Origin of the sequence: Pseudomonas sp. CVAP#3 (genome assembly GCF_018986375.1) — a bacterium.
GTDB classification, from domain to species: domain Bacteria; phylum Pseudomonadota; class Gammaproteobacteria; order Pseudomonadales; family Pseudomonadaceae; genus Aquipseudomonas; species Aquipseudomonas helvetica.
The window spans coordinates 350,752-370,586 of sequence record NZ_JAHMSC010000004.1; the positions used below are offsets into that span (position 1 = coordinate 350,752).

12 protein-coding genes are annotated in these 19,835 nt (G+C 60.9%); 8 read left to right on the top strand and 4 right to left on the bottom strand.

Going from position 1 to position 19,835, the window contains the following annotated elements; all coding sequences use genetic code 11:
* Positions 1–342: 342 nt before the first annotated feature.
* The 4 genes from KRR23_RS09990 to KRR23_RS10005 all read left to right on the top strand — a co-directional run bounded on the left by KRR23_RS09990 (position 343) and on the right by KRR23_RS10005 (position 5,238).
* Positions 343–1,467, top strand: coding sequence for a DUF1631 family protein (locus KRR23_RS09990; protein WP_216742365.1), 1,125 nt, complete (start codon positions 343–345; stop codon positions 1,465–1,467).
* A 53-nt stretch (positions 1,468–1,520) separates the two neighbouring features.
* Complete coding sequence (gene ampD / locus KRR23_RS09995; RefSeq protein ID WP_216742366.1) at positions 1,521–2,081, top strand: 1,6-anhydro-N-acetylmuramyl-L-alanine amidase AmpD; 561 nt, start codon at positions 1,521–1,523, stop codon at positions 2,079–2,081.
* On the top strand, positions 2,078–2,914 hold the full coding sequence (ampE, locus tag KRR23_RS10000; RefSeq protein ID WP_216742367.1) for a regulatory signaling modulator protein AmpE: 837 nt from the start codon (positions 2,078–2,080) through the stop codon (positions 2,912–2,914). Before ampD ends, ampE begins: the two co-directional genes overlap by 4 nt.
* Before the next feature lie 293 nt (positions 2,915–3,207).
* Positions 3,208–5,238 carry a methyl-accepting chemotaxis protein gene (locus tag KRR23_RS10005; RefSeq protein WP_216742368.1) on the top strand — a complete coding sequence of 677 codons (2,031 nt, stop codon included), beginning with the start codon at positions 3,208–3,210 and terminating at the stop codon, positions 5,236–5,238.
* A 28-nt stretch (positions 5,239–5,266) separates the two neighbouring features.
* Here the strand turns inward: KRR23_RS10005 and KRR23_RS10010 are convergent, their stop codons facing one another.
* Positions 5,267–6,043 (bottom strand): TatD family hydrolase, encoded by a 777-nt coding sequence (locus KRR23_RS10010; protein ID WP_216742369.1) that lies wholly within the window; start codon positions 6,041–6,043, stop codon positions 5,267–5,269.
* A gap of 3 nt (positions 6,044–6,046) precedes the next feature.
* Complete coding sequence (gene cra / locus KRR23_RS10015) at positions 6,047–7,042, bottom strand: catabolite repressor/activator (protein WP_216742370.1); 996 nt, start codon at positions 7,040–7,042, stop codon at positions 6,047–6,049.
* Positions 7,043–7,348: 306 nt separating this feature from the next.
* Here cra and ptsP point away from each other — a divergent pair, with 306 nt between their 5' ends.
* The 4 genes from ptsP to KRR23_RS10035 all read left to right on the top strand — a co-directional run bounded on the left by ptsP (position 7,349) and on the right by KRR23_RS10035 (position 14,560).
* Positions 7,349–10,210, top strand: coding sequence for a phosphoenolpyruvate--protein phosphotransferase (ptsP, locus tag KRR23_RS10020; protein ID WP_216742371.1), 2,862 nt, complete (start codon positions 7,349–7,351; stop codon positions 10,208–10,210).
* On the top strand, positions 10,210–11,151 hold the full coding sequence (pfkB, locus tag KRR23_RS10025; RefSeq protein ID WP_216742372.1) for a 1-phosphofructokinase: 942 nt from the start codon (positions 10,210–10,212) through the stop codon (positions 11,149–11,151). Before ptsP ends, pfkB begins: the two co-directional genes overlap by 1 nt.
* An 11-nt stretch (positions 11,152–11,162) precedes the next feature.
* A complete protein-coding gene (locus tag KRR23_RS10030; RefSeq protein WP_216742373.1) occupies positions 11,163–12,902 on the top strand; it encodes a PTS fructose-like transporter subunit IIB in 1,740 nt (579 codons plus the stop codon).
* Between the two features lie 116 nt (positions 12,903–13,018).
* Complete coding sequence (locus KRR23_RS10035) at positions 13,019–14,560, top strand: alkaline phosphatase (protein ID WP_216742374.1); 1,542 nt, start codon at positions 13,019–13,021, stop codon at positions 14,558–14,560.
* Positions 14,561–14,759: 199 nt separating this feature from the next.
* Here KRR23_RS10035 and KRR23_RS10040 read toward each other — a convergent pair whose 3' ends face one another.
* Together KRR23_RS10040 and KRR23_RS10045 are read right to left on the bottom strand one after the other, a co-directional pair.
* A complete protein-coding gene (locus tag KRR23_RS10040) occupies positions 14,760–17,291 on the bottom strand; it encodes a sulfite reductase flavoprotein subunit alpha (protein WP_216742375.1) in 2,532 nt (843 codons plus the stop codon).
* 146 nt (positions 17,292–17,437) lie between these two features.
* Positions 17,438–19,762, bottom strand: a complete 2,325-nt coding sequence (locus tag KRR23_RS10045) for a TonB-dependent siderophore receptor (RefSeq protein ID WP_216742376.1) — start codon at positions 19,760–19,762, stop codon at positions 17,438–17,440.
* Between the last annotated feature and the right edge of the window lie 73 nt (positions 19,763–19,835).

Here is a 19,835-nt window from a genome sequence, read left to right on the forward strand (position 1 = left end):
CAAACAAAGTGGCTCGATTATAGGGCCATGCTGCAAGCGAACCCAAGGCGCCCACCACTTTCAGCAGGTTCTAAAGCCTGCACTTGGTCGACTCGCCCGCATTACCCCTGCGTGCCGATCTGTGATCGAGCGCTGTTTCATAGGCTGATGCAGAGTCTGCTGGCACTCGGGAGGTCTTTTGCAGATAATCGCGCCTTGCGTTTGACGTCATGGCCTTGACGTCTCTTTGGCGTCCCGACACTTGAAATGCTGCGCGGTGCATCACGATTGCGTTGTGAGCCGGCCGTGTGCGTTTGTCGCTTCACATTGAATGGAGGAATCACCCCTTTGCAGGAGGCTTGGATGCACAACGACGGGAATGTAGTGCCTTTGCACAAGGCCGCTACCGATCAGGCGAATCCATCGCCGCTCGCCCGCCTGCCGGTGATTCTGCTTCAGGTTCGCGACAAGGCTGCGCAACAACTCAGGCTTGGTTTGCAGGAGCTGTTCGATAACGCCGACAACACCTTGTTCGAAATGGCCGACCGGGCACAGAACAATGTCGAGCAGAACATCTTCTTTGAAGCCATGCGCGATTTGCGCCTCAAGCGCAAAAACATCGAGCGCGGCTTTCACGAGAGCTTCTTCGAAGCCTTTGCCGGCCTCATCCCGTACGACCTGGTACACGCCACCTTGCCATTGGCGATGAATCCCGCCCCTTCGATCGAACTCCCCGATGACCAGCCTGAGCGGCAAGCGGCGCTGGAAGCCATGGTCGCCAAGGCGCTCAACCGGGACGGCTTTGCCCTTGGACAACTGACCGCGCGCCTGAGCACTCTGCTGGGCAAGCCCCTGGATGATTCGCGCAATCCCATGGGGCCGGCGATGCTCTGCGAGTACTTTTTGCAGGCTGGACGCAATCTGGGGGTGGAGATCAAGGTCAAGTTGATCATCCTCAAATTGTTCGAACGCTATGTGCTCAGCGATGCTGATCAGCTCTATGCGCAAGCCAACCAATTGCTGATCGCCACTGGCGTTCTGCCTGAACTCAAGGCCGCACCCGCGCGTCGTGTCACGGGCCGGGCGGCGGCCAGTGTTCATGCAGAGTCCAGCGAGTCGGGCGTCAGATCCAACAGCACGCACGACGATAAAAGCGTGCAGGAAGTCTTCGCCACCTTGCAGGCGTTGCTGTACCCCGTGCGCGGCAGTGTTGCGCCGACCCTCGAGGCGAGCGCCCAGAGCCAGCCCATCTCGACCCGCGATCTACTGCGCCTGCTCTCGCATTTGCAGAAATTCGTGCCGGCCCCTGCCGCCCTGGATGATTTCGATCTGCGCAATCAGCTCGAACAGTTGCTGACCCGGGTCAGTGTCAAAAGTGGCAAGTCTCGGGTGGTCGGGGTAGCGGATGAGGATGTGATTAATCTGATCGCGATGCTCTTCGAATTCATTCTCGCCGACCCTCAATTGCGCCAAGTGATCGCAACCTGAGGGGCGATCACGGCATACTGGAGCCCGTCAGAGCCGTCATTGAAGGAGCCTGTATGCAGTTGGACCCCGCGAGCGGTTGGTTTGAAGGCGTGCGCCATTGCCCGTCACCCAACTTCAATGCGCGCCCCACGGGCGAAATCTCCTTGCTGGTGATCCACAACATCAGCCTGCCACCGGCGCAGTTCGCGACGGGCAAGGTGCAGGAATTTTTTCAGAACCGCCTGGATGTCACCGAGCACCCCTACTTTGAAGGGATTGCCGACTTGCGTGTGTCTGCACATTTTCTGATTGAGCGTGACGGCGCGGTCACGCAGTTTGTCTCTTGTCTTGATCGGGCGTGGCACGCAGGCGTGTCCCAATTCGAGGGGCGCGAAGGCTGTAACGATTTCTCCCTTGGCATCGAGCTTGAAGGCACTGATGATCTGCCGTTCACCGATGCTCAATATCACGCGCTGATTGCCCTGACCCGCCAATTGCAGTCTACGTTTACAGCCATCACCCATTCACGTATCCAGGGGCATAGCGATATCGCCCCCGGACGCAAGACTGATCCGGGACCGGCGTTCGACTGGGCACGCTATCGCGGGGCTCTGGAAAAAGGGGAAGCACAATGAGTTTTCTGGTGTTACTGCTGGCGGTCTGGATCGAGAAGTTCTCGGCCTTGCGTCATCAAGTTCAGCGCGACGGTGGATGGCTGCGGGAGCTGGCCAAGTATGAAGCCAGCCCAAAGCTTGCGAATCGGCCCTGGCTGGTACTGGCATTGCTGGTGCTGTTCCCTGTGGCGTTACTCGGCTTTTTGTTGCTGGTACTGGAGCCGGTAGCCTATGGCTTGCTGGCCTTGCCGGTGCATTTGCTGGTGGTGATTTACAGCCTGGGCCGTGGTGATTTGCTCGGCGGCCTGGGACCGTTTCGTGATGCCTGGCGCCGGGAAGACCTGCAAGCGGCGGCGCTTGTCGCCAAACGTGACCTGGATATTTGCGCCGACAGCGGCGAGCAATTGCTGCAGAAGGTTCAAGCTCATTTGCTGTGGCAGGCTTATCAGAGTTTTTTTGCGGTGATTTTCTGGTACTTCCTGCTCGGTCCGGTGGCGGCCCTGAGTTATCGCTTGCTGGCCCTGGCGGCCGAGCACAGCAAGAACCCGGCGGTGGTCGAGCGAGCCGCACAATTGCGACATGCCTTTGACTGGCTGCCGGTGCGTTTGTTGGCCGCGAGTTTTGCGCTGGTCGGCAACTTCGTCGCGGTCAGTCGGGTGATGCTTCATGAATTGTTGAACTGGAATATTAGCGCCGCGCAGTTGATCGAGAATGTCGGCGTGGTAGCGGGTGAGATTCCGGCGCCAGTGGCGGGGCCAGAAGGGGTTCACAACCTGGATCAGATCTGGGAACTGCTGCTGCGGGCGGCGGTGGTCTGGTATGCCGGGTTTGCCGTTTGGACCGTGCTGCCCTGAAATACGAATGGCCCCCCTGTGGCGAGGGAGCTTGCTCCCGCTGGGTTGCGAAGCGACCCCGAAATTTTCGGTGCGTTTAGCCGACTGAATGCGTTCCGCCGTGTTCGCAACCGCTGCCCGCTCGAGCGGGAGCAAGCGCCCTCGCCACAAAGGGATCGCGGATCTCTTGGCTGTTAACCTTAAGTTACAAAACCCCCTTTCGATTTGAGCTATACAGAAGCAGCGCGCCATAGTGGCTATCTGCTGCATCTGCGTGCCTGCGAATAAAAATAAGAAATGAAAGGGGGACGTCTGTGAAGGGTTTGCTCTATCCCGCCGTTGCACTGATGAATCGCCTGAGCTTCGGCATGAAGTTCAGCCTGATCAGCGTGCTGTTTTTCTTTCCCATGCTGGTGACCAATTTCTATCTGGTCCGCGACTCGTATCGCGAGTTCCAGGGCACTCAGGTCGAATTGCAAAGCCTCGACCTGTTGGGCAGTGGTCTGACGCTGCGGCGGGATCTGGAAACCCTGAACAACCTGGTACAGATCAACGCGACCCTCGGCCAGTCTGGCAAGGCCGGAGATACCGAATCGAAAATCAGCGCCCTTGAGCAGAGCGTGCTTGCGCGCCTGCAAAGCCTGACCGCGACGACCATCGATCCTGAGCAGGTCAGTGTTTTTGATGGCAAGCGCGATGAAATGATTGCAGCGTTCAAGGCTCAACAAGCGGAGACGTCTGTGCAAAGCAAAAGTGCGCTGATCGGCAAACTGCTCGGCAATGCGCAGATTTTCAGTCAGATCATCGCCAGTCAGGCCGGTCTGAGCCGCGACAACCAGAGTGACATGCGCCAATTGAGCGAGCTGATCACCAATGTCACTCCACGAGTCACGCAAACCCTCGGCGAAGGCCGGGCGATGGGGGCCTACTCGCTGGGGCAGAGGTTTCTCAATTCCGCTTCGAGCACCCGGTTCGATGAACTGCTGGCGCAGATCGACAAGCTTCAGGCCGAATACGCCTTGAAGTTGCAGGACGCACTGGCGGCCGGCAAAGCGGCGCGTGAGGTGCTGGAACCCTCGGCCAATGCCAGCAAAGCCACGCTCAAACAGGCCAGCGAGCTGTTTGAAGAGCAAGTGGTGGTGGCCGATACCCTCGATAAACCCTGGCAGGGTTTTTACGATCAGGTCACCGGGCTGATGGACAAGACCTATCAACTGAATGACGCGACGCTTAAATTTCTCGGCGTTCAATTGCAGCAACGCCTGGAACAGAACCGCACGCACATGGTGCTGCAAGCGGTGGCACTGTCGGTGGTGTTCGTGCTGATTTTTTACCTCTATGGCGGCTTCTATGCCTCCACCCGCACCACCCTCAAGCGTCTCGGCGGAGTCATGGACAAGGTGGCGGCCGGTGACATGACCATCACGTTTACCGCCCACAGCCGTGATGAGTTGGGTGAGTTGGGCAACGTCTTCAATGGCACCGTGGCGAAGATCCATGACCTGATCGAGTTGGTTGGCAAGACCGTCAACGAGGTCGAGCGTCAGGCGAGTCAGGTGGAAACGGTGTCGGCCCGGAGCAATCAGGCGGTGGCCGGTCAGCGTACGCAGATCGAGCAAGTCGCTACGGCGATGAACCAGATGTCGGCCACCGCTCAGGAAGTTGCGCGCAGTGCGGCGGCTGCCGTCAGCAGCGCCCACAGCGTCAACGATGAAACCATTAGCGGGCGCGGGTTGGTCGAGTCGCAACAAGGCAGCATTGCGCAACTGGCCAGCGAGATCGACTCGTCAGTGCTGGTGATCAATCAACTGGCCAGCGACAGCCAGTCCATCAGTCGCGTGCTGGAAGTGATCAAGAGCATCGCCGAGCAGACCAACCTGCTGGCGCTCAACGCGGCCATCGAGGCCGCCCGTGCGGGTGAGCAGGGACGTGGCTTTGCGGTGGTGGCCGATGAGGTCCGCACCTTGGCCAAACGGACCCAGCGATCGACCGAAGAAATCGAGCAGATGATTACCAGGCTGCACGGTGGCGTTGGCGCCGCCGTGAAGGCCATGGGCGTCAGCCACCAGATGGCCAGTGGCACGGTCGGTCAGTCGGAAAAGGTCCAGCAAGCCCTGGAAAACATCCTGGGTGCGGTGGGCATGATCGTCGATCAGAATCAGCAAATTGCCGCGGCAGTCGAGCAGCAAACCGCGGTGGCCCACGATATCGACCAGAACATTGTCGAGATCAACCGGGCTGGCGAGCGCACCGCCGAAGGTGCGCACCAGACCGAGCATGCCAGCCGTGCACTGTCGGCCCAAGTGGTGCAGTTGAAGCACTTGATCAGCGCGTTTCGGGTTTGACGATTACCGGCCGCCGCAAGCCGATGGATTACCAGTTGAACAGCTCGCAGGCGTTGGTGGTGCTGGCGGCGGCCAGTTGTTCGGGGCTGATGGCCATGATTTGCGCCAGAGCCGTGCAAATCGCCGGCAGGTGAGCAGGGCTGTTGCGTTGTCCGGGGTACATGGCGGGTGCCATGTCCGGTGAGTCGGTTTCCAGTACCACCGAGGTCAGTGGCAGACCGGCGATCACTTTGTGCATGCGCAACGCTTGTGGCCAGGTCGCCGCGCCACCCAATCCCAGTTTGAAACCGAGCTTGAGGTATTCGCGGGCCTCTTCCTGGCTGCCGGCAAAGGCGTGAATGATGCCGGCGCGTTTGAGCCTGAAGCGTTTCAAGGTCGCAATCACCGCCGCATGACTGCGTCGCACATGCAGCAGCGCCGGCAACTGGAAGTCTGCCGCCAGTTGCAGCTGTGCTTCAAACAGCGCTTGCTGACGTTCGCGGTCCAGGTCCTGAAGAAAGTAATCCAGACCAATTTCGCCCACGGCGCACAGTTGCCGATGGCCGGCCAGACGCGTCAGCCAGTCCGCCAACTCGGTCAGGTCCGCGGGACGATGCTCATCGACATAGACCGGATGCAGGCCAAACGCGGCATGCAGGTCAGGATCGCTTTGCACCAGGTCCCACACCCGCTGCCAATTGCGCTGATAAACCCCCAGCACCACCATCTGCTTCACACCCAAGGCGCGGCTTTGAGCCAGCAGCGCCTGGCGGTCCGGGTCGAAATCCGGGAAGTCCAGATGAGTGTGGCTGTCGATCAGCTCCACGTTTCAGTCCTGGCGAATACGCTGTTTGAAGGTCCGCGCGATGGCTTGCACACCGGGTTGGTAATGGGCTTCTTCAATCGCCGCGAGCGCCAGTTGCAGTACTTTGTCGGCGATCAGTTGATGCTGCTGGGCCATGGCGTTGACCGGCAGCGGCAGGAAGTCCAGCAACTGCGTGTCACCAAACGTGCCGAGGCGCAACGGGCGGGTTTTCAACGGGAAGTCATGCAAGGCATCGAACACGCCTTGAAGCAGCACGTAGGACGTCGTCACCAACGCATCCGGCAAATGGCCGAGGCGTTGCAGTAATTCTTCCATCAGTTGTCGACCGCAGTCGCGGCTGAACGCCTCGCCGTGTTCGATCAAGACTTCGCCCTTGAAGTCGATCAGAGCCTGTTTGAAGCCGGCGGCACGTTCCTGGCTGATGCTCAGCTCGGGTCGCGCACCGATCAGCGCAATCTGCTTGGGCTGTGGTTGCAACAGGCTGCGGGTGAGGTTCAGGCTGGCTTCGCGATCATCGCTGATCACCGAGCAGAAATGCTCAGGCTCCATGACCCGGTCAATCGCAATGATCGGCAAGCCCTTGGCCTGCAACTGGCGATAGCTGTCATCGCCGGCCGGCAGGCAGCTGGCGACAATCAATGCATCGCAACGCCGTGCGCGAAACAGCTTGAGCAACTGGCGCTCGCTGTCCGGTGCATCGTCGGAGCTGGCAATCAGCAACTGATAGCCACGCGCCCGGGCACCTTGTTCGAGGAGCTTGGCGATCCGCGCGTAACTGGGGTTTTCCAGGTCCGGCAGAATGAAACCCAGGGTGCGGGTGTGCCGACTGCGCAACCCGGCCGCTTGAGGATTAGGCGTAAAGCCATGTTGCTCGACCACCGCGCGCACGCGCTCGACGGTGGCGTTGCTGATGCGCTGCTGTTCGGCCTTGCCATTGATGACATAGCTGGCGGTGGTGACTGACACACCGGCCAACTGGGCGATATCACTGAGTTTCAACCGGGATTTCCTTGTTTTTTCGAGCTTGCCCCGACATTTTGTCCAATCCTACCCGATTACGGCAGGCGACCCATGTCGCAACGCATCCGACAAGTTGGACTTCAAGGTTGGGAGATTATCGAGTAACGTGCCAATTCATCTAGATTAAACGTTTCAGCAAGCGTATTTTCTGCGCTATTGGCTCTTTTTGCCGGTTCTGCCGTGAAACCGACAAAGGATGCTCTGAAAAAGAGTGCTCTGAATAAAGCCTAAACTGATTCAATCAAAACAATACCTGGCGCGACCCCGCGCCAAAAAGGAGAAAGCATGCTCGAGCTCACCATAGAGCAGATATCCATGGGCCAGTCGGCTGTGGATAAATCCGCCGCATTGCATTTGCTGGCCGACACGCTGGTTAACGATGGCCTGGTGGCCGAGGGTTACCTCAGCGGCTTGCAGGCGCGTGAAGCCCAGGGTTCGACCTTTCTCGGCCAAGGTATTGCGATCCCCCACGGAACCCCCGATACCCGCGATCTGGTGCACACCACCGGCGTGCGTTTGCTGCAGTTCCCCGAAGGGGTGGATTGGGGCGACGGGCACATCGTGTACCTGGCGATCGGTATCGCGGCCAAATCCGACGAGCATTTGCGCCTGCTGCAATTGCTGACCCGGGCCCTTGGCGAAACCGATCTGGGCCAGGCTCTGCGCCGCGCCAGTAGCGCCGAAGCCTTGCTGAAACTGCTGCAAGGCGCGCCGCAAGAACTGGCGCTGGATGCGCAAATGATCGGCCTGGGCGTCTCCGCCGACGACTTCGAAGAACTGGTCTGGCGTGGCGCGCGGTTGTTGCGTCAGGCCGACTGCGTGAGCAATGGTTTCTCTGCCGTATTGCAGCAGGTTGAAGCGCTGCCGCTGGGTGATGGCCTGTGGTGGCTGCACAGCGAACAAACGGTCAAGCGCCCGGGCCTGGCCTTCGTCACCCCGGATAAACCGATTCGTTACCTCGGTCAGCCACTGAGCGGGCTGTTCTGTCTGGCCAGCCTTGGCGAGGCGCATCAGGCCTTGCTTGAACGTCTTTGCGCCTTGCTGATTGAAGGCCGTGGTCACGAGCTCGGTCGCGCCACCAGCCGTCGTGCGGTGCTGGAAGTGCTCGGCGGTGAATTGCCGGCCGATTGGCCGAGCGCTCGTATTGCCTTGGCCAACGCCCACGGTTTGCACGCGCGGCCAGCGAAGATCCTTGCGCAGTTGGCGAAAAGCTTTGAAGGCGAGATCCGCATCCGCATCGTCGACGGCCAGGACAGCGCGGTGTCGGTGAAGAGCTTGAGCAAACTGCTCAGCCTCGGCGCCCGTCGCGGCCAGGTGTTGGAGTTGATTGCCGAGCCGAGCATCGCCGCCGATGCGTTACCAGCGCTGCTGGCGGCTATCGAAGAAGGCCTGGGCGAAGACATCGAACCGCTGCCGACTGCGAGTGCACAGAACGAGGTCATCAATGAAATCGCTGACGTCGTGGTTGCTCCCGCCTCCGGTTGCGTGATTCAGGCCGTTGCTGCTGCACCAGGGATTGCCATTGGTCCTGCACATATTCAGGTGCTGCAAGCGATCGATTACCCGTTGCGGGGCGAGTCCACGGCGATCGAACGCGAGCGTTTGAAAACATCTCTGGCCGATGTCCGTCGCGACATCGAAGGGTTGATCCAGCGCAGCAAGGCCAAGGCCATCCGCGAGATTTTCATCACCCACCAGGAAATGCTCGACGACCCGGAACTGACCGATGAAGTCGACACTCGCCTCAAGCAAGGCGAAAGCGCTGAAGCGGCGTGGATGGCGGTAATCGACGCGGCAGCCAGACAACAGGAATCCTTGCAGGACGCCTTGCTTGCCGAACGGGCAGCGGACTTGCGCGATATCGGTCGGCGGGTGCTGGCGCAACTGTGTGGCATCGAAACCCCGAGCGAACCGGATCAGCCGTACATCCTGGTGATGGATGAAGTCGGGCCTTCGGATGTCGCGCGCCTTGATCCAACGCGGGTGGCCGGCATTCTTACCGCGCGCGGTGGTGCCACGGCCCACAGCGCGATCGTCGCTCGGGCCTTGGGCATTCCGGCGTTGGTCGGTGCTGGCGCGGCGGTGTTGCGGCTGGCGTCGGGCACGCCATTGCTGCTGGATGGCCAGCGTGGTCGACTGCATGTCGACGCCGATGCGGCGACGTTGCAGCGTGCCGCCGAAGAACGTGACAACCGCGAGCAACGCCTGCAAGCGGCCGCGGCCCAGCGTCACCAACCGGCGCTGACCACCGACGGTCATGCGGTCGAAGTGTTCGCCAACATCGGCGAAAGCGCAGGTGTGGTCAGTGCGGTGGAGCAGGGCGCTGAAGGGATTGGCCTGCTGCGCACCGAACTGATTTTCATGGCCCATTCGCAAGCACCGGACGAAGCGACTCAAGAAGTCGAATACCGTCGGGTGCTCGATGGCTTGGCCGGGCGGCCGCTGGTGGTGCGGACCCTGGACGTTGGCGGTGACAAGCCGTTGCCGTATTGGCCGATTGCCAAGGAGGAAAACCCGTTCCTCGGCGTACGTGGCATTCGCCTGACCTTGCAGCGCCCGCAAATCATGGAAGCCCAGTTGCGTGCCTTGCTGCGCGCCGCTGACAACCGCCCGTTGCGGATCATGTTCCCGATGGTCGGCAGCGTGGATGAATGGCGTCAGGCGCGGGACATGACCGAGCGCCTGCGTCTGGAAATCCCGGTGGCGGACCTGCAACTGGGGATCATGATCGAAGTGCCGTCGGCAGCCTTGCTGGCACCGGTTCTGGCCAAGGAAGTCGACTTCTTCAGCGTTGGCACCAATGACCTGACCCAATACACCCTGGCCATCGATCGCGGTCATCCGACCCTGTCGGCTCAGGCCGATGGCTTGCACCCGGCGGTGTTGCAACTGATCGACATCACGGTGCGCGCCGCCCATGCTCATGGCAAATGGGTCGGTGTGTGTGGCGAACTGGCGGCAGACCCGCTGGCGGTACCGGTGCTGGTCGGCCTGGGTGTGGATGAGTTGAGCGTTTCGGCGCGCAGCATCGGCGAGGTCAAGGCACGGGTTCGTGAGCTGAGTCTTGCGCAGGTAAAACATCTGGCCCAACTGGCTCTGGCCGTGGGCAGCGCGAATGAAGTGCGCGCATTAGTGGAGGCTCTGTAATGGCCAAAATCCTAACCCTGACCCTCAACCCGGCGCTGGACCTCACCGTTCAGTTGCCGCATCTGGAACCTGGTCAGGTCAATCGCAGCGACGCTATGCACACCCACGCCGCCGGCAAAGGCATCAATGTGGCACAGGTGCTGGCAGACCTCGGGCATCAGCTGACGGTCAGCGGTTTTCTCGGTGAGGACAATCTTCAGGCGTTCGAAGCGCTGTTCGCCAAACGCGGTTTTGTCGACGCCTTCATCCGCGTACCCGGCGAGACTCGCAGCAACATCAAACTGGCGGAAACGGACGGACGCATCACTGACATCAACGGTCCAGGGCCGGTGGTCAGTGCGGCTGCGCAGCAGGCGTTGCTCGATCGTCTGGATCAGATCACCTTGGGTCATGACGCCGTAGTGGTCGCCGGCAGTTTGCCGCGTGGCGTCAGCGCACAGTGGTTGCACGGGTTGCTGCTGCGCCTCAAGTCGCGGGGTTTGAAAGTCGCCCTCGACACCAGCGGCGAAGCCTTGCGCGCAGGGCTGTCGGCGGGACCGTGGCTGATCAAACCGAACACCGAAGAGCTGTCCGAGGCGCTGGACTGCGAGGCGGTTTCGGTGGCTGCTCAAGCTGAAGCGGCGAGTCGTTTGCACGCTCATGGAATCGAACACGTGGTGATTTCCCACGGTGCCGAGGGCGTTAACTGGTTCAGTGTTGGCTCGGCGATGCACGCCACACCACCCAGGGTCAGTGTTGTCAGTACGGTGGGCGCCGGCGATTCATTGCTCGCGGGCATGCTCCACGGTTTGCTCAGTGCCGATACGCCAGAACAGACCTTGCGCACCGCCACCGCGATTGCCGCCATGGCCGTTACGCAGATCGGTTTCGGTATCGGTGACGCCGCGCAACTGGCGCAGCTCGAACAGGGCGTGCGTGTGCGCCTCCTGACAGAACAATAAGAGGGTTGGTCATGAAGTTAGCCATTGTTACTGCCTGCCCGAATGGCATGGTTACCAGTGTGCTGTGCGCGCGTTTGCTCGATGCCGCCGCGCAGCGCCAGGGCTGGAGTACTAGCGTTGAAGTGCATGACGCCGCGCACCCGGAACGTCAGTTGTCTGCAGCGACGCTCGATGATGCCGAGTGGGTGTTGCTGGTCAGCACCGGGACTGTGGATATGTCGCGGTTTGTCGGCAAGCGGGTGTTCCAGAGCACGCCGTCCCAAGCCCTGCAAGACGTCGATGCAGTGCTGCGCCGTGGTGCTGAAGAAGCCCAAATCTATGTCGCCCCGCAAGCTGTCGTTGAACCCGCAACTGTCAGCAAAACCGCGCCGCGTCTGGTGGCGGTCACTGCGTGCCCGACCGGTGTCGCCCATACCTTTATGGCGGCCGAAGCCTTGCAGCAGGCGGCCAAGCGTCTGGGTTATGACTTGCAGGTGGAAACCCAGGGCTCGGTCGGCGCCCGTAATCCGTTGAGCGCGCAAGCTATTGCTGATGCTGACGTGGTGCTGTTGGCGGCGGACATCGAAGTCGCCACCGAGCGCTTTGCCGGCAAGAAAATTTACCGCTGCGGCACTGGTATCGCCCTGAAACAGGCCGAGGCCACACTCAACAAAGCACTGGCCGAAGGCAAGCAAGAAACCGCGTCGAGCGGCGCCCAAGGCCCGGCCAAGAAAGAGAAAACCGGGGTTTACAAACACCTGCTGACGGGCGTCTCGTTCATGCTGCCGATGGTCGTGGCCGGGGGCTTGATGATCGCGCTGTCGTTTGTCTTCGGCATCACTGCGTTCAAGGAACCGGGCACGCTGGCGGCGGCACTGATGCAGATCGGTGGCGATACCGCGTTCAAGTTGATGGTGCCGTTGCTGGCGGGTTACATCGCCTACTCTATTGCGGACCGTCCTGGCCTGGCGCCAGGGATGATCGGTGGCCTTTTGGCGAGTACCTTGGGCGCCGGTTTTATCGGCGGGATCATTGCCGGATTCATTGCCGGCTATGCGGCGCAGGCGATCAACCGTTATGCGCGTCTGCCGCAAAGTCTGGAAGCACTGAAACCGATTCTGATCATCCCGTTGCTGGCGAGTCTGTTCACCGGCCTGGTGATGATCTATGTGGTCGGCAAACCGGTCGCCGGACTGCTGGAAAGCCTGACGCATTTCCTCGACAGCATGGGCACCACCAACGCGATTCTGCTGGGGGTATTGCTCGGCGGCATGATGTGCGTCGACCTCGGCGGGCCGATCAACAAGGCCGCTTATGCGTTCTCGGTGGGGCTGCTGGCGTCGCAAAGTTATGCGCCGATGGCCGCGACCATGGCCGCTGGCATGGTGCCGCCGATTGGCCTGGGCATCGCCACGTTCATCGCTCGGCGCAAGTTTGCCCAGACCGAGCGCGAAGCCGGTAAAGCCGCCTTGGTGCTGGGGCTGTGCTTTATCTCCGAAGGGGCAATTCCGTTCGCCGCCAAGGACCCGCTACGAGTGATCCCGGCGAGCATCGCCGGTGGTGCACTGGCCGGTGCACTGTCGATGTATTTTGGCTGCAAGCTGATGGCGCCTCACGGCGGACTGTTCGTGATGCTGATCCCGAATGCGATCAACCATGCGCTGCTGTACCTGCTGGCGATTGTCGCCGGTAGCTTGTTGACGGCGGTGGTCTATGCGCTGGTCAAGCGTCCGGAAGTCGTCGAGTTGGCATTGGAACCCGCCAACGCCTGACCGCCATACCCTGTGGGAGCAAGCCCGCTCCCACAGAAATCTGTTGCAACGGCAGATTTCTGTGTCACACCTGATTCATGTAGCCATGTTTAAGTTTTCCTTTTAGGGAGAACTCCATGAGCGAATTCGACTTGGGACGCCGTCGAGTGATGCAGGCTGTCGGCGCCGGCTTGTTGTTACCTGGCCTGGCTCCGGCAGTGATCGCCTCGGTCAAGGATCGTCCACAGCTCACCGATGGCGTGCAGTCCGGTGACTTGTTGGGCGACCGGGCGATGATCTGGAGCCGCAGCGACCGCCCGGCGCGGATGGTCGTGGAATGGGACACTCGCAGCCTGTTCAGCAACCCTCGGCGTTTCGTCTCACCGTTGGCCGATGCTCGCACCGACTTCACGGCCCGGGTCGAGCTGACCGGGTTGCCCGCCGATCAGGCGATCTTCTATCGCGTGTACTTCGAAGACGCCCAAAGCGGTGTGGCCAGCGAACCGTGGTTCGGTCACCTGCGCAGCGTGCCGCAGGCCCGTCGCGACATCCGTTTTGTCTGGAGCGGCGACACCGTCGGCCAGGGCTTCGGGATCAACCCGGACATCGGTGGCATGCGCATTTACGAAGCGATGCGCTTGCGCCTGCCGGACTTCTTTATCCACAGCGGCGACACCATCTACGCCGACGGCCCGGTACCGGCGCAACTGACCACCGAAAGCGGTCGGGTGTGGCGCAACATCACCAGCGAAGCCAAGAGCAAAGTCGCGGAAACCCTCGACGAATATCGCGGCAACTACCGCTACAACCTGATGGACGAAAACATCCGCCGCTTCAACGCGGAGGTGCCACAGATCTGGCAGTGGGACGACCACGAAGTGGTGAACAACTGGTCGCTGGGCAAGCAGCTCGACGAGCGCTACCAAAGCAAGGATATCCATAGCCTGGTCGGCCGTGCGCGGCAAGCCTGGCTCGAATACGCGCCAATGCGCTTGCAGGCCGCCGACAACGGCGGGCGGATCTATCGCAAGCTCGGTTACGGGCCGCTGCTGGATGTGTTCGTGCTGGACATGCGCAGCTATCGCGGGGCCAATGACGACAACCTCGGCGGCGAAAAAGCCTTCCTCGGACGCGAGCAACTGGAGTGGCTCAAGCGTGAATTGAAAAACTCCGGCGCACAGTGGAAAGTCATCGCCGCCGACATGCCGATTGGCCTTGGCGTGCCCGATGGCGAAGTCAGCCCCGGTGTTCCGCGCTGGGAAGCCGTGGCCAACGGTGACCCGGGCCCGGCCCAGGGCCGCGAGCTGGAGATCGCTGAATTGCTGGGTTTCTTGCGGGCGCAGCAGGTGCGCAATTACGTCTGGCTGACGGCTGATGTGCATTACTGCGCGGCTCACCATTACCACCCGGATCGCGCAGCGTTTCAGGATTTCGAGCCATTCTGGGAGTTCGTCGCAGGTCCCTTGAATGCCGGCAGCTTCGGGCCCAATCCGCTGGATAAAACCTTCGGCCCCGAAGTGGTGTTCGAGAAAGCCCCGGCGGTACAGAACACCTCACCGTTTGCCGGATTTCAGTTTTTCGGCGAGGTGAATATCGATGGCCAGACCAGCGAAATGAGCGTGATCCTGCGGGATCTGGATGGGGTGGCGGTGTTTGAGCAGCGGTTGCAGCCGGTTTGAGTGTGTGAACCGTCAATAGCCACCCCTCACCCCAGCCCTCCCGAAACGTCGGACCGCCCCAGAGGGGAGAGGGGGAAAGGGAGCTAATCTTCTTCGTTTTCAAACCTGAGTTCGACTCGGTATTTCAGGTCGATGGACAGCGTTAGACACCTCGGTCAGTCCCCTCGCCCCCTGGGGAGAGGGTTAGGGTGAGGGGGCTTCAGTAGACGTCGCGGCGGTAGCGGCCCTGCTCGATCAACCGCTCGACTTCATCAACACCGAGCACGTCGTTGAGCACCTGATCCACCCCTGACGCCATCCCTTGCAGGCTGCCGCAGATGTAGATCGATGCACCGTCCGCCAGCCACTTTTTCAGCTCGACGGCACGTTGGCGCAGGCGATCCTGAACGTAGATCTTCTCGGCCTGATCCCGTGAAAATGCCAGGTCCAGTCGCTCCAGATCACCTTCGATCAACCATCCCTCGAGCTCATCGCGACAGAGGAAGTCATGCTCGCGATTGCGTTCGCCGAACAGCAGCCAGTTGCGTGTCTGGCCCTCGGCTATTCGCGCCTTGAGCAAGCTGCGCAGGCCAGCCAGCCCTGTGCCGTTGCCCAGCAGAATCATCGGCACGGGCGTTGCCGGTAGATGGAAACCGCTGTTGCGCCGCACCCGCAGGCTAATGGCTGAGCCCAATGGCGCGTATTCGGTCAGCCAGCCGGAGCCGATGCCCAGACGCCCATCCGCATGGCATTCCTGACGCACCAGCAGTTCGAGCACGCCGTCGGCGGCAATCGAGGCGATCGAGTATTCGCGCATGGCCAATGGCACCAGCGCGTCGACCAGCGCCTGAGCGTGCAAGCCGACCAGGTGCACGCGATTTTCGGGTAATTGACGGCTGGCCAAGGCGTGTTCCAGGGTTTCCTGCACGCCATTGAGTTGCACCCGACTGTTGCCGGCGATGCCCAGCCCTTCAAGGAACTGTTCAATCGCGCCCCGGCAGTTGCGCGGCAGCGCTTCAACCAGGTCGCCGGCCAGCCAACTGCTGGTGTCGGGCGCCGTCAGGCCCAGCAGGTAAACGTCGGCGCCGCTGCTGTCGGGGTTGAGCAGTTCGCGCTTGCTCAAGGTCCAGTTGTTGTAGCTCGGGGCTTTCCAGGTATCGACCGGTGGCTGCCCGGTCAGTTGACCAAGTTGCTGCTGCCAATGGCGCAGGGCATAAGGGTCGCCGCTGTCGACTTCCACCGGGGCGAACAGCGTGGTGCCACCGTGTTCCGCCAGCCAGCTGTGCAGGCGTTTGGCGAAGCCGCAGAAGTGTTGATACTGCCGATCACCGAGGCCAAGCACGGCGTAGTTCAGGCTCGAAAGGCTCAGCGCCCGACCCAGCACCTTGCGCTCGAAACCACGAGCGCTGTCCGGTGCTTCGCCGTCGCCAAAGGTACTGACCACGAACAGCGCATTGCTCGACTCGCGCAGGTCCTGCTCGCTGACAGCCGCCAGCGGTTGGACCTTTACCGGCAACCCGGCGGCCTGCAATTGGCTGGCGGTCTGCCAGGCCAACTGTTCGGCAAAACCGCTCTGGCTGGCAAAGCCGATCAGCCACGCCGGTGCATCGCTGGTGGTGTGCACCAGGTCTTTACGGGCGTTTTTGATCTGACGTTTCTTGCGCCGACGGTCCAGGTACAACAACCAGCCGGTGATGAAGAACAGCGGCATGGTCAGCGAGGCCAGTGTCAGCACAATTCGCCCGACGAGACCAAAGTAACTGCCGACGTGCAGCGCGTAAATGCTGGTCAACAGTTGCGCCTTGAAGCTCTTGTCGCCGTAGCGATCATGACGGCTGATAACACCGGTGGCCGGGTCGAGAGTGATCTGGTTCAGCGCCCGGTCATGGGGTGAGTTTTTCAACAGATAGAACACAGTCGCCGGTTGTCCGGCCACCGGTGGCATGCGCACGTTATAGGCGCTCAGGCCCGGTCCCGCGGCGCTGTAGATGCTGCTCCAGATCGCGTTGTAATCGGCGGTCGGCAGGGGGCCGGCCGGTGGCGGTGCACCACGCCCCTGTCTGACGCGTTCGTTTTGCGGTGCGTCCGACAGCAGTTTGCTCAGGCCCTTGTTGTACCACTCATAGGACCAGGACAGCCCGGTCAGCGCCGCCAGCAAATAAACCAGCAAGCACCAGGTGCCCGCGACCGAGTGCAGGTCCCAGTTGAAGCTGCGACCTTTTTTCGCCCAGTCGAGGGTCAGCCAGGCACGCCAGCTCGCCACCTGACGCGGCCAGCGCAAGTAGAGCCCGGACAGGCAGAAGAAAATCAGGATCAGTGTGCAGGCACCGGTGATTTGCCGGCCGGTGTCGCCCATCGCCAGGAAACGGTGCAGTTGCAGCATCAGGCCAAAAAAGTCCTGGCCAACGGCATCGCCCATGTAGTCGCCGGTATACGGGTCGACGTAGCGCATCTGGCCACGGCGCTCGCCCGGCGGCGGGGTGAAGAACACGCGCGCAGCAAAGCCACTTTCGGTTTCGACCCAAAGCATCGCGACTTTCTTGCCCTCGGCAGCCTCGACCTTGGCCACCAGATCCGCCGGCGGCAGTACGCCGGCCACCTGCTTCTCGACCTGCAGGACCTGTGGGTTCAGTGCCCGCAGGATCTCATCCTGAAACGACACCGCCGCACCGGTAATGCCCATCAAGGCCAGTACCAGACCCGCGCTGATGCCGAAGAACCAGTGCAGCTGGAACAGGGTTTTCTTCAACACGTCGACCGCCTTGTTCGTCTAAAACTGTTTGTTCAATAAGAAACGTCACGGCGCGCATTATGCCGTGAGTTGTCGAGAAACATTCTTTTTTACACGCAAAAGCCCCGCTCATCGTGATGGGCGGGGCTTGGCGACTTCGTTCTTTATCAGAAGTGGAAGTTGGTGCTCAGCAATGCCGTACGCCCCGGCGCCTGATTGGCGAAGTGGGTGGCGAAGGCTTTGTCGTAGTAGGTCACGTCGGTCAGGTTTTGCAGGTTCAGTTGCAGGTCGACGTTTTTGGTCAACTTGTAGCTGGCCATCGCGTCGTAACGAACGTAGGAGTTGACCATGGTGGTGTTGGCCACGCTGCCGAACACGTCATCGACATAGAACGCGCCGCCACCCAGGGTCAGCTTCGGCGTGACGTTGTAAGTCGACCACAGGCTGGCGCTGTTTTTCGGGGTGTTAGGCAATTGATTGCCATCGGTGGCGTGGTTCAGCGGGCCGCCATCGACTTGCTCGCTGTCCATGTAGGCGTAGCCGGCGAAGACCTGCCATTTGTCGGTGATCTTGCCGTTGGCCGACAGCTCGATCCCTTGAACGCGGGTTTTGCCGGCGTTTGCGTAGGAAGTGGTATCAACCTGAACGCGCGCATTCTCTTTCTCGGTACGGAATAGGGCGGCGGTCAACGACATACGATCGTTGAGCAGGTCCCACTTGGTGCCGACTTCGTAGTTCTTGGTGGTTTCCGGCTCCATGTCGCTGCTCAGCAGATTGCCGTTGCGATCCTTGGTGCCCGACAGCGGGTTGCCGTCCATGCCTTCGCCCAGGGTATTACCCGGTGGTGTGGCGGAGGTCGCGTAAGAGGCGTAGATGCTGCCGTTTTCAGCCGGTTTGTAAACGACACCCAACTGACCGGTGACGAACTCGCTGGTGTCAGCGCCTTTGGCCGTGGTGGCACCCGCCGCGGTGAAGGTCTTGTACTGGGTGTCGAAGTGGTCGTAGCGCAGGCCCATGTTCACCAGCCATTGCGGCGACAGTTCCAGCGTGTCGAACACGTACAGGGCACGTGTGTTGGCGGTGGTGTCGGTGCCCGCGTAGTTGCGCGAAATCGCACCGTTCCACGGATCGTTCGGGTTCGGGTTGGCCAGCGAGGTGCAGTTGTAGCCGCTGGACGCGCCGATCATCGACGGCGTGCAATTGCTGCTCGATGTCGCGGGCGATCCCGGCGTGGTATCGGTGTTCACGTTGTACGAGGATTTTTCGCCTTCTTCACGGGTGAACTCGACACCGGTGGAGAAACTGTTCTTGAAGCCGGCGATGTAGAAATTGCCAAACAGATCGGTCTGGTTGGTGGTGGTCGCGACGTTGCTGACACGGCTGTTGGCACGACGCCAGACGCTGCCGTTGTTCACGTTGCCCTTGCTGTCGTCCGGCTGGGTCAGGATGTAATCCTGCATGCTGGTGCCGTGACGCAGGGTGTTCTTGATGGTCAGCGCATCGCTCAGGTCGTGCTCGATGGCGAAGGTCGCAGTGTCAGTACGGGTCTTGCGGAAGTCGCGGTCGGTCAAGCCATAGAAGTTGCTGCTGTCGCCACCCGCGTAAGGTTTGTCCGGGTTGCTCTTGGTGCGATCAGCGGTCTTGCCCGAAGCCGGTACGGTGTACGGAATGCCCGAGTCCGGCAGGTCGTTGCTTTGCAGATGGTAGTAGTCGAGGTTGACGCGGGTGTCGGTGCCCAGGCCGAAGGCCAGCGACGGCGCGATGCCCCAACGGTCGTAGTCGACCTTGTCACGACCAGCAACGTTGCTTTCGTGGCTCAACAGATTCAGGCGGCCAGCGGCGGTATCGCTGAACTGGTAGTTGCTGTCCAGGGTGTAGCGCTGGGTCTGGTCCGAACCCCAGGTGAACCCGCCATTGAACGAGTCGCCCAAGTGGGCCTTTTTGCTCACCAGGTTGATGCTGCCGCCCGCTGCGCCACGACCGCCAATCGCGGAGTTCGGGCCTTTGCTGACTTCAATCGACTCAACGGCGAAGATTTCACGGCTCTGGGAGCCGGTGTCACGCACGCCATCCAGGTACGTATCGCCCTGAGCGTCGAAGCCGCGAATGAACGGACGATCGCCTTGCGGGTTGCCGCCTTCACCGGCACCGAAAGTGATGCCTGGAACAGTGCGCAGCGCATCCTGCATGTTGAGGGCGCCAGTGTCCTTGAGGACCTGCTGTGGAATCACGGTCACCGAACGCGGGGTATCAATCAGCGGCGCGGTGTACTTGGGCGAAGAGGCTTTTTCGACCTGGTAGGAGGTGGAGTCCTGGGCTTCACCGGTGACACTGGTGGCATCCAGGGCAATCGCATTACGCGGCGCTTTATCGTCGGTCTTTTCTGCCGCGTAAGCCATGTGCGCTGCAGAGCTGGCAGTGATCGCCACGCCAATTGCAGAGGCGAGTAGACGCGGTGAGCTGACCGGTGATTGTGGTAGTTGGCGTGACATTGTGAATTCCCCTCCCCAGGGTTTGAGGCGGCGGAATATAGGCTAAACAGGTATTTGTATCAATTGCGATATA